Annotated in this window: 12 protein-coding genes and 1 tRNA gene; 9 read left to right on the top strand and 4 right to left on the bottom strand. The window is 31.2% G+C overall.

Going from position 1 to position 11,133, the window contains the following annotated elements; translation table 11 throughout:
* The first annotated feature begins 28 nt into the window (after nucleotides 1-28).
* Nucleotides 29-424: a ribonuclease P protein component gene (gene rnpA, locus ACUXZJ_RS02700; RefSeq protein ID WP_060381377.1), complete on the top strand. Its 396-nt coding sequence runs from the start codon at nucleotides 29-31 to the stop codon at nucleotides 422-424.
* On the opposite strand, the gene ACUXZJ_RS02695 is transcribed toward rnpA, so the two are convergent.
* The 4 genes from ACUXZJ_RS02695 to ACUXZJ_RS02680 form a co-directional block, all read right to left on the bottom strand.
* Nucleotides 417-1,070 carry a response regulator gene (locus ACUXZJ_RS02695; RefSeq protein WP_060381378.1) on the bottom strand — a complete coding sequence of 218 codons (654 nt, stop codon included), beginning with the start codon at nucleotides 1,068-1,070 and terminating at the stop codon, nucleotides 417-419. The two genes, rnpA and ACUXZJ_RS02695, sit on opposite strands and share 8 nt — an antisense overlap.
* Before the next feature lie 20 nt (nucleotides 1,071-1,090).
* Entirely contained in the window at nucleotides 1,091-3,055 is a 1,965-nt protein-coding gene (locus ACUXZJ_RS02690) for a tetratricopeptide repeat-containing sensor histidine kinase (RefSeq protein ID WP_088466488.1), read from the bottom strand.
* Between the two features lie 238 nt (nucleotides 3,056-3,293).
* A complete protein-coding gene (locus ACUXZJ_RS02685) occupies nucleotides 3,294-3,497 on the bottom strand; it encodes a hypothetical protein (protein ID WP_088466487.1) in 204 nt (67 codons plus the stop codon).
* Nucleotides 3,498-3,608: 111 nt separating this feature from the next.
* Nucleotides 3,609-3,812 (bottom strand): hypothetical protein, encoded by a 204-nt coding sequence (locus ACUXZJ_RS02680; RefSeq protein WP_063743423.1) that lies wholly within the window; start codon nucleotides 3,810-3,812, stop codon nucleotides 3,609-3,611.
* A gap of 103 nt (nucleotides 3,813-3,915) precedes the next feature.
* On the opposite strand from ACUXZJ_RS02680, the gene ACUXZJ_RS02675 reads away from it, so the two are divergent.
* From ACUXZJ_RS02675 to ACUXZJ_RS02640, 8 genes are all read left to right on the top strand, one after another.
* Nucleotides 3,916-4,641 (top strand): metallophosphoesterase, encoded by a 726-nt coding sequence (locus tag ACUXZJ_RS02675; RefSeq protein ID WP_446195714.1) that lies wholly within the window; start codon nucleotides 3,916-3,918, stop codon nucleotides 4,639-4,641.
* A gap of 33 nt (nucleotides 4,642-4,674) precedes the next feature.
* Nucleotides 4,675-5,172, top strand: a complete 498-nt coding sequence (locus ACUXZJ_RS02670) for a DUF6646 family protein (protein ID WP_060381381.1) — start codon at nucleotides 4,675-4,677, stop codon at nucleotides 5,170-5,172.
* Nucleotides 5,172-5,741, top strand: a complete 570-nt coding sequence (locus tag ACUXZJ_RS02665) for a PhnA domain-containing protein (RefSeq protein ID WP_063743422.1) — start codon at nucleotides 5,172-5,174, stop codon at nucleotides 5,739-5,741. Before ACUXZJ_RS02670 ends, ACUXZJ_RS02665 begins: the two co-directional genes overlap by 1 nt.
* Before the next feature lie 278 nt (nucleotides 5,742-6,019).
* Nucleotides 6,020-6,092: transfer RNA gene (locus ACUXZJ_RS02660), tRNA-Gly, on the top strand.
* 524 nt (nucleotides 6,093-6,616) lie between these two features.
* Nucleotides 6,617-7,003 (top strand): type VI secretion system tube protein TssD, encoded by a 387-nt coding sequence (tssD, locus tag ACUXZJ_RS02655; RefSeq protein WP_060381383.1) that lies wholly within the window; start codon nucleotides 6,617-6,619, stop codon nucleotides 7,001-7,003.
* A 223-nt stretch (nucleotides 7,004-7,226) separates the two neighbouring features.
* A complete protein-coding gene (gene tssD, locus ACUXZJ_RS02650; RefSeq protein ID WP_060381384.1) occupies nucleotides 7,227-7,616 on the top strand; it encodes a type VI secretion system tube protein TssD in 390 nt (129 codons plus the stop codon).
* 33 nt (nucleotides 7,617-7,649) lie between these two features.
* Nucleotides 7,650-9,563: a type VI secretion system Vgr family protein gene (locus ACUXZJ_RS02645; protein WP_063743260.1), complete on the top strand. Its 1,914-nt coding sequence runs from the start codon at nucleotides 7,650-7,652 to the stop codon at nucleotides 9,561-9,563.
* A 5-nt stretch (nucleotides 9,564-9,568) separates the two neighbouring features.
* On the top strand, nucleotides 9,569-10,915 hold the full coding sequence (locus ACUXZJ_RS02640) for a hypothetical protein (RefSeq protein WP_446195711.1): 1,347 nt from the start codon (nucleotides 9,569-9,571) through the stop codon (nucleotides 10,913-10,915).
* Nucleotides 10,916-11,133: the final 218 nt, after the last annotated feature.

Below are 11,133 nucleotides of genomic sequence, written 5' to 3'. Positions count from 1 at the left end.
TTTTAATATACTTTTTATCTTTGTTCAAATGAAGCAGAATTATCCTAACTATGAAAAATTAAAAAGTAGAACACTGATTGACCATTTGTTTGCAAATGGAAAATCCGTTTCAAAATACCCCATACGCTTAGTATTTGTTGAGGTACCAGAATTAAAAAATACAAGTACAAACATACAAATAGGGGTATCCGTTTCTAAAAAATATTTTAAGAAAGCCGTAGATCGGAATTATTATAAACGTGTATTAAGAGAAGTATATCGCTTAAATAAAACAGAATTTATAACGATTGTTTCAGAGAAAAAATACATAATGATGCTGATGTATCAAACAAAAGATCGCCTAGATTTTCATGAAATCAGTGATAAAATAAAAAGTTTATTAATCAAATTTAATGAACAATTAAATAAGCAGGAGTTTAAATAACTCCTGCCTTTTTTGCTGCCCTTACTATATCTTCATCACTTCCTACTTCAATATCTAAGAATTTTTTGATATTTGCCTTTCTCTTTTCAATAGAACTCATAGAAAGATTTATATAATTAGGAATATTTTTTGTTTTTATTCCCTTAGATAACAGGGATATGATTTGACGATTTGTTTCATCTAAATAAGCTTTATTTGATAATAATTCCTTTACATTATGATCTACCGTTAGACTCCTATAATTTTGCCCCTTTACTATTTTATCAAATGCTATTAATAATTCATCCGCAGTAAAATCACTTTTTACTAATATCCCATCTGGATCTACTCGTTTAATCATATCTAACAAAATGATAGATTCAGAGTGAGATGTAAGGAATACTATTTTTGTATTAGGTCTACTTTTTCTAATGATCTTAGCTAAATCTATCCCATTTTCAATATTACCTTCTTTATAAGGAGGTAAGTTATGATCCAAAAAAGCAATGTCAAAATGAGCATTTGATTCAATTAATTTTAAAGCACTCTCGCAGTTGTATGCAGCTGTGGTATTGATATTGTATCCAAAATCATTGTATGAAAGAATTACTTTATATCCTTCAATCATAGAAGGATGATCATCCACAATAAGTATTCTAATGTCCATGTTATTTTAAGTTAATTTTGTTAGTATGGCAATGATAAATTGATATGTGTTCCTTTGTTAATAGTTGAATAAAATTTTACCTCTCCATTCATTGATTTAGCTCTTGAATTTATATTTTTAATACCTATTCCTTCCTTTACTTTATTTACGTCAAAACCAACCCCATTATCTTCTATGTCTATCATTAAACGATCTAGTACCTTTTTGATTGATAAGACAACTAAGGTGGCATGAGAATATTTATACGTATTCTGAAGAGATTCTTGTAAAATTCTGTAGATATCAATTTTTATAGAAGTTTCAATAGCTTCCCAAACAATATTGGGATCTATATCCAATATATACTCTATATTAATTGCGTTGCAATAATCTTCAAATAGATTTTGAATAATTAATTTAAAACTTTCTTTTTCTAAAAAGGTGTCTTGATTTAAGTCATGTGAAATGTTACGTAATTCTTTTTCTATATTTTGAATGTTTTCAATGTGTTTTAAGCATTTTTGAATAGTTTCTGGGTCTTGTTTTTTTGATAGTATAAACAAATTTAGACGAGTACTGGTTAATTTACTCATAACTCCGTCATGTAACTCTTGTGATATCCTCTTCTTTTCTTGTTGTCTGGTGTCATTTATTACATGCTGTTGTTGAAGCATTAGTTTATAAATTTGTTCATTACTTTCTTGCTGCTCTCTTTCAAATTGAAGTTGTTTGTTTTTACTACTTTGACTTTTATTGTTATATAGCAAGATTAATAGAATAATCATACCAGAACTACCAAATAAAATAAGCCATCTTTGAGATGAAATTTGATCTTTTTCTTCTTGAATGATCCTTTTTTCGGTTAGAATCTCGTCTGTTTCATATTCAATTCTCGCAAAACTATTACGTTTGTTAAATTCAACCGTTTGTATACTATCATTTAAATTAATATACTCTTCGTATAAGTCATATTGATTTTTCTTGTCAATCTTAGAAAGAAGTCTTAACGATCTTAATTCATCTTCTAAAATCTTGTTTTTAGATGCAATTTGTTTAGCATTTCTAAGGAAATAAATAGCCTTTGAGATGTCTTTTTTATAAAGATAAAGTTCTCCTAAATAGATATTAGAAAGAACAATTCCAGGTATATTATTTTCTTTTTTTCTGATAGCTAATGATTCGTAAAGCTTTTCTTCTGCTATTTCTAAATTATCTAACTGCATTTCTGCATACGCCTTATTACTAATGAGTGATGAATAGATATAGGAGCCAATTTTTTCGGGGTTTGCAAAGAATAAACCTTCTTCATATTGGGCAATTGCTTCATGATAAGCCTTCTTTTTTGTGTAAGCTTTCCCCAAAAAATTATAAATCTGAGCTTTTAGTGTTTGATATTGCGGATCTTTTGTTAGTTGGGTTATAATAGAGAGTGCTTTGTTATAATATATGATGGCTTCATCAGGGCTGTTTAAACCTAGAAGTACATTACCTAGGTCTAAATAACAATCATATATAAGTCTTGTGTCATTAAGTATTTTGGCAATTTTTAAAACTTTTATAAATTCAACCTCCGCTCCAGAAAAATCTTTTTCATATAATAATATATCTGCTTTAGAAAACTTTATACGAGCTAATTCTTTGGTTTTTTTTAATAATTCATAGTTTTTTTCAGATTTAGTATAGTAATAGTAAGCACTATCATTTTTGAATTTTGAGTAAAAATAATCCCCAATATAATGGTAGCCTTTTGCTGTATTTTCGGAATCTTTAGCTTCTTTTGAAAGTTGAAAAGCTATCCTTGAAACGCGAAGATAATTTTCTGAATCTCCTAGATTATAATACTTTCCAGCCAGTTTGAAATAATTTTCTCTTAGGCTGGAGGTATTATGTGTGTTTTTCTGTAACTCATTTTCAATTAAAAGTACATCTTTTTCTTTATCTTTTTTTAAAGAATTTGAATTATTAGCACTATCTAAATATTTTTTTACTTTTAGATTATGATCCATTTCTATTTCGTTTTTGCAAGAAATAGAACAAAGGATTAAGAAGATTATTAGTAAGTACCGATTCAAGTTTTTTTTACCAAATTTAATAAAAACTTTATTGATATGTTTTTTAAATAATGGCAAAACTCTTGAGATGTTATTATTGATTAAAATAAATTTATAAATGGTAATAAATTAATTAAAATGAGTTTTGTGGTGGTTGTTTAGTGTTGTAGAAAGAATCGGGTTTTAGTTGATACTATTCCGGTTTTTTAGGTCTAACTATTGGTTCTCCATCTGTATCAATCTCGAATGTGTAATTAGATTGATCAATAGGCGGGATTTGTTCTTCAGACATTCTAGCGGTAGGGTCTATAGAATAAGATCCGTCTCCGTTTTCAGTACAAGTTACGGGAGAAATAAATAATAAAAACATGCCCGAAAATAAATAAAGCTTTTTCATAATTTGCTAATTTTAATTTGTTAATATTTGAACTTAATGAAAGAACTAACGCTTTGAAAGCTTATAATTCTTTTTTAGATTTGTGTAAACCCAATCAGATTGTATATAATATTATTCTGGTTTTTTGGGTCTAAGTATAGGTTCCCCGTTTGCATCATACTCTAATGGGTAATTGAATTGGTTTAGAATAGGATTTTGTTTTTCAGTCATTTTAGTTTCAGGGTTTGTTGAGCAAGACTTATCTCCGTTTTCATTACAAGTTATAGGAGAAATAAATAGTAAAAATATACCCGAAAACAAATATAACTTATTCATAATTGCTTGATTTTAAGTTTGTTACTCAGGTTGTGAAATTAATTGTTTTTTTTTTGAATAAGTTACGGTTTTTCCGTATATTTTGTTAAATATTTTTAAGTTTATGGCAATTTACGTTATAGGAGACATTCACGGAGCTTACAGAGGACTATTACAAGTGATAGGTTTAACTCCTTTAGAATCAGGAGATACTATTATTTTTTTAGGTGATTACGTAGATGGTTGGAGCGAAAGTCCCCAAGTTTTAGATTTCTTAATAGAGTTAAACAAACAATATAATTGTGTTTATATAAAAGGAAATCACGATGAATTATTGTTAGACTGGTTAAAATATCAGAAAGAAAATTTATTATGGTACAATAGCGGAGGAAAATCAACTATTGAAGCCTATCAAAATGTAAGTGCAGAAATCAGAGATAAGCACATTCATTTTTTATCGAATTTAAAAGACTATTATTTAGATAATAAAAAAAGACTCTTTGTACATGCAGGATTTACGAGTCTAAAAGGAGTTGAATACGAATATTACCCAAGATTACTCTATTGGGATAGAACATTGTGGGAAATGGCTTTATGTTTAGATTCTAATATAAATTTTGAAAGTACATACTTTCCTAAAAGATTAAAAATATATGAAGAAATTTTTATAGGACATACACCTCTTACAGATATAGGGGTTACAACGCCTTTAAAAAAAGCTAATGTTTGGAATTTAGATACAGGAGCTGCTTTTAATGGTCGTATTACAATCTTAAATATTGAAAACAAGGAATTTTGGCAAAGTGATCCCATCTATAATCTCTACCTAAATGAAAAGGGTAGAAATTAATTACAAGTTTATATATTTGCCAAAAAAATAATTATGAAAAAAGTTTTTGTTTTAGTAGCAACTCTAATAGGATTTGCATCACAAGCTCAAGAAGCTTATAAAGGAAAAGGAGATACAAAGTTTCATGTTGGTGCTAATTTGCAGTCAGGAGGAACAGGTCTAAATGTAGGAACAGATTTTGGATTGGGAGAAAATATCTCAGTAGGAGTTGTAGCAAACTATTTATTAGGTGTAAAACCAATTGAAGGAGATGATTACGACTTTTTAGACAGAGCAGATCTTAAAGCGCGATTTAATGCAAACATAGGAAAAGTATTAACATTACCTGAACAAATAGATGTGTATCCAGGTTTAGATTTAGGATTAAGAAACTTTGGAGGTCATTTAGGAGCTCGTTATTTCTTTTCAGAAGGATTTGGCTTACAAGTAGAAACAGGAGTGCCTTTTGCTAAATATAAAAAAGATCCAGTTGGATTTGATCGTTTAAATAATCAGTTTTATGTTAATCTAAGCGCTGTTTTTAATCTGTAATGAGTGTTATTGAAAAAAAATTAAAGGATCGCAGTAATTCAAAATGTGAACTTTGCGGAACTGAACACGACTTACAAGTTTATACAGTAGCTCCTAAAACAGCTGAAAGTTTAGAAGATTCAATATTAGGATGCAAAACCTGTGTAGATCAAATAAACAATCCAGAACGAACAGATCCTAATCATTGGCACTGCTTGTCTGATTCTATGTGGAATGAACATTTGCCAGTACAAGTGGTATCTTGGCGTATGTTAACACGATTAAATAAAACAGATCTAGTTGATATGATGTACTTAGATGATGAATCATTAGAATGGGCCAAATCAACAGGAGAAGGTGTACAAGAAGAAAAAGTAATACATAAGGATTCTAATGGAAACGTGCTTCAAGATGGCGATTCAGTTGTTTTAATTAAAGATCTTGATGTAAAAGGTGCTAATTTTACAGCTAAAAGAGGAGCCGCTGTACATAACATTAAATTAGTTTGGGATAATCCTGAACAAATTGAAGGAAGAGTAGAAGGACAGTATATTGTTATTTTAACTCAATACGTAAAAAAAACAAAATAAGACCGCTTAAAAGTTTATGATTGTGTCATCCTTAACGAGTGAACCTGATCGTTTTATTTAAATACTTAAAATTAATTAATCCTATTAGGTGTAATAGTAAGACTATTTCTTGTGTTGGTATGATAAAATAGACATTTATTTTAAAAAGTTTGAAAATTTTATTTTGTTGTATTATTTTGATTGCTAGTCATTTAAAAAATAAAGTATATTTTTTTTTAAAAAAAGTCATTTGAGATTTGGAAATATAAAGAAAATGTGCTTATATTTGTACCAGCAATGCGGAAGTAGCTCAGTTGGTAGAGCTCCAGCCTTCCAAGCTGGTTGTCGCGAGTTCGAGCCTCGTCTTCCGCTCAAAGCCTTGAAGAAATTCAAGGCTTTTTTTATTTCCACTTTTTTGCTATCAAATAAATAGGGATCAAGGATCAAGTCCAAAACCTGTGGATTTGATAAATTAGGCATATAAATTTGCAAGTCTAAAAAGAAAGAACTCTATATTTCTTACGCCTCTAAATTTACGGATCAACTTCTAAAAGCTTTTGTTTTAATATTTAAAACAAAAGTTCCATAAAAAAACGATAGAATTAATGCAAATCCTTTTTTAAAACAATAAAAAATAAAATACTGCTTACTTTTTAATTTTTTATAACAAAAACTTGTTTTTATAAAACAAGTTTACTATATTTGACTTAATCATATTTCCATAAATGGTTATTATTATTAAAAACAAAATATGTTATGAAAGCACAAAAACCAAACGATCCTACTCAAATTGGTTATTACCTAACAAAACCCACCCCCAAATCATTTTTTAACCTACTCTATACCTTTATAGGTATATCCTTATGTATTTCTTAATTTTTTAAATATTTATAATTATGTCATTTAAAGCAAAATTAGCAGTAGCAGGAAAAGAGTACACAGTATTAAATGTAAACTACGGTTTATTTCAAGAAACAGACGCAACGGGTAGACCTTCTACTGTAACTAGAGGAGGAAAAATTGAATTAACAATTGAAGGTACTGCAGACACTTCATTCTTCGAGTGGATGACCAACTCATTTGAAAGAAAAGACGGAAGTGTAAAATTCTTTAAAAGAGACAGCGAAGCAGTTCTAAAAGAATTAAAATTTTCAGAAGCTTACGTAGTAAAATTCAGAGAAAACTTTGATTCAACAGGCGTAAATCCATTAACAGAAACCTTTACCATTTCAGCTAAAAAAATTGAACTAGGTTCAGGAGCTTACGAAAACGAATGGGTATAATCCCTTCAAAAAGGCGTTCCCTAAAAGCAACTTTTTAACCCCCAGTTCTTTGTTACTTTCCATAAGGAAATGACATTGGCTAGATCAATCATTGTATTACCCCCTAGGTTTTACACTGGTCAACCCTAGTCTAAAAAGAACTCCATTAAATGATAGTTGCGATCTTTTGGGATCGCCTTTTTTCTTTTTTCTTTCAAATAAACAACCCTAAAAACAAACAAACATGTCCTTTTTAGCTAAATTAGAACTAGACGGAAACACCTATAACATACTCAGTTGCGACTATAATTTTACACAACAAATAGACGCTACAGGAAAACCCGAAGGAATGCCTCAAGGAGGCGAAATTAATATCCGTATAGAAAGCAACGGAAAATCCAACCTATTACAATGGATGCTCGACCACAGTCAAACCAAAAACGGTACCATTACATTCTTTAGAAGAGATGCCATGAGCAAACTACAAGAGTTAAAATTTGAAAAAGCCTATTGTGTTTCCTTTTCCGAATACTTTGATGCTAAAAACAACGAACCGCTACAAATAGCCCTACGCCTAATGGCCAAACGATTTGTTCTAAACGAAGCTACACACGAAAAGAAATGGAAAGATTAAACAACAACTAAACAACTAAAACACATACACGCTATGGATACTTATAACAGTGACTACGGAAGACTCAATCATCCTGATGATATAGCACAATACGCCTCATTACGTTCCTTTAAAGACTTTTTAGCCGACAAATCCAGTCCATTAGTCTACTGCACCCTTACCATAGAAGGCAAATCCTTCCTAGAAAAATCCCATTTTAACCTACAGTTCCATCAAAAAACCAACGAACACGACACCTTTACCCTAGATACCCGTGCCGATTCCCTAGACAATGAAGAAGCCTACATCATGGAAAATTCTAAAAATTATCTAGGAAAAACCATACACATCCACCTGCACCGATTTGGAGAAATAAAACAAACCTTTACAGGCATTATAACCCATTTAAACCTTTTAAAAAAAGACGGTTACGGTAGACTATATATTACAGGACACGCTCCTACCATTATGTTAGAACAAGGACTTGAATCCCAAAGTTTTGAAAACAAAACCCTAGAAGAAATCTTTCAAGACATAACCGCCCAATACCCCAAAGACACCCTTCATACCATTGTCCGAAACAACAACACCCAAAATGTGTTGCCTTACACCGTACAATACAACCAAACAGATTATCAATTTTTACAACAACTTGCCATACGCTATGGCGAATACCTGTATTACAACGGACAGAGCCTAGTGTTAGGCAACAAAGTAGGCCCTAAAATCATAAACCTAGACGAAAGTGTAGACCTAGTACACGTATCCTTTGAAATATCAGTAAAACCACAACAATTTACCTACACCACCTACGATGTAGAATCAGGCACCAGCCTACAACGAGATAGCGCCTCGGCTCAATTACAAAATAAAGTCAACCCCTATCAACAAGTAGCCCTAAAAGCCTCAAAAAACGTATTCCATAAAAAACCCAACAAACTCCACAACCCCACGGGTATCAACAACCGAACCGATAGAGAGTTACAAGATGCCGTACGAAAACAAAAAGAACTCAGAGAAAACCTGATGATCGTAAAAGGCAAAAGCAAAGACCCCCAACTCAAACAAGGCGATCTAACCAAACTAGTTGATATAAACGACCGCCCTATGGAAACCTATCGCATCATAGAAATTCAACATTTTCATGATGGCAATAGCTATTACAACGAGTTCGTAGCCATTCCCGATTTATGGACCCCTCCTTATTTTGACGACAACACCTATCCTAATTGCGAAGAACAAACCGCACGGGTAGTAGACAACAACGATCCTATGAGCATGGGGCGTATACGCGTACAATTTCCATGGCAAGAAAGAAAAAACCAAAAAACCCCATGGATTCGCCTAATACAACCCCACTCAGGAGCAGGCAAAGGATTTCATTTTATCCCCGAAATAGGCGAAGAAGTCCTTGTAGGTTTTGAAAGCGGCAATGCAGAAAAACCTTTTGTACTAGGCACTCATTATAACGGAAGCGAAACCAGTGGGTACCATACTAGCGGCAATGATGTAAAAGCCATTCATACCCGATCTGGAACTAAAATTATTCTAAACGATGCCCAAGGTTCTGTTTTTATAGAGGATCCTAGTGGCAACACTTGGACGATGGACGGTCATGGGAATATTAATGTGAATGCACCAAAAAACTTTATAGTCAATGCTGGAGAAAATATTAGCATGACAGCAGGCATGAATATTACAACCTCTGCTGGTATGAATATAACTGAAAGTGCAGGAATGAACCATAGCACTACAGCAGGAGCCATGATGATACAAAATGCAATAGGCGATTTTAGCTTACTAGCCAAAAACATAAAAAAAATAGCACATGAAAACATACAAACCTCCAGTAATGATATAACAAAACAAGCCTTAAAAGACATAACCGTATCAAGCCAAACCAATATTAATAAACACGCCAAAGACGAGGTATTTGTAAACAGCGGTAAAAACACTAAAAATCATTAATTCTTATGAGTAATAAATCAGGAAATTATATTGAAATTGCAGGTGGAGCTATAACAGAACATTGTACAGGAGAATACAATTTATTTGCTCAGAAAATGAGTTTCAATGCCGAGGGTACGGTTTCTATTAACGGTGCCCAAAAAGGCACATCATATAAAACGCCAATAGAGCCTCCCAAAATAGTATTAAACCAAGGAAAAGTAAAAAAAGTAGAACTAGTTACAAATTTAGATCTGGGTTCAAAGAATGATAAATCAGGAGGTACTCAGCTAGGAATGATTTTTGGAAAAGAATATACGTTTCAAGTCACACAATATGATAATGAAACACCTTTAACTCGTAGGCTAACCAAATGGCAAATACGCTACCATAGTCCAAAATACTCACAAAATAAATGGATAGATGTACCGTTAAAAGTTACAGGGGACACTGTTAAAATTACTATGAATGAAGAGGATATGTGTGGCAGATTTATTTATGTTAGAGCTTATATTGACGGCCCTAAAAGCGAAGGAGAAATAAAAGTTTGGAAACATAATAGGTTTAGATGGTTTGATTCAAAAGAGTTAATATCCGATCTTAACTTAAGAATTAATAATTCTCTGAGCTCCCCTTACTATAAGCCTCAAGCTATGGTAGTACCAACATTATTAATTGATCAAGGAGGTTCTTCATTATGTGGAATTGCAGTAGTAGGGTATAATTTTATAAAGGAAAAACCTTTTGAATATATAAATTTTGTTGTAGAGCTTCATAGGACAGGAAAAGGAGTTATACAATCAAATAATTATTCTATAAATATTGATAGTGATCAACATTTACTTGAATATAAGGTAACAGACAGTTTATATCCTTCAGGCTCATATGGAGGAAAAATGTCAATTGCAGATTTTATTTTCCTAGTATGTATTAAAGATTTTCTAAATAATGTATTCGATTACGCCCCTGACGATTCCAATGTTGGAGGTTTTGTTGAAGGAGGAACTGGACTAACCCTACCAAATGAAGTCGCAAGTTTAATGAAAAATATTTTAAATTATTCAGATGTAATTAATGATACTAATTTAGTAACATCTAAATGGCAAAATCCAAAGGAAAGTGTTGGAATTTTAAATGAAAAACTTAATAAAGGATATAAAATTGGGTTATTAATAAGTGTTGATAATTTTCAAAAAAATAAAAATCCCTTATTTACAATACCAACACATTGGGTTGGTTTAAATAGTGTTATTTTAAATGAACCTAATAAACTCATAACAATAAGTGTTTTTACTTGGGGAGGGATTAAAGATTGGACATTGAGTTTTGATAGTTTTCAAGATGGATATTTTGGATTTGTTGCGGGTAAGTAATTTTAAAGTACTATGAAAAAAAATTTTTTTTTAGAAAACAGAAATAAAATTTTAAAAAGTCAAATTGTAATTTTTTTACTTTTTTCATTATTGGTTTTACTATATAATTTTGATGATCAAGCTCATAAATATTACAATAATTCTGTTGAGGATTATAATTTTCACAGCATATTTTCTTTATTAATGATTGCTCTTTTTGGATTGTTTTTTTGGATTTC

This window comes from Flavobacterium sp. TN-1 (genome assembly GCF_052828645.1).
The sequence above is the reverse complement of the archived record's forward strand: the minus strand, read 5'-3'. Positions and strand labels throughout refer to the sequence as shown.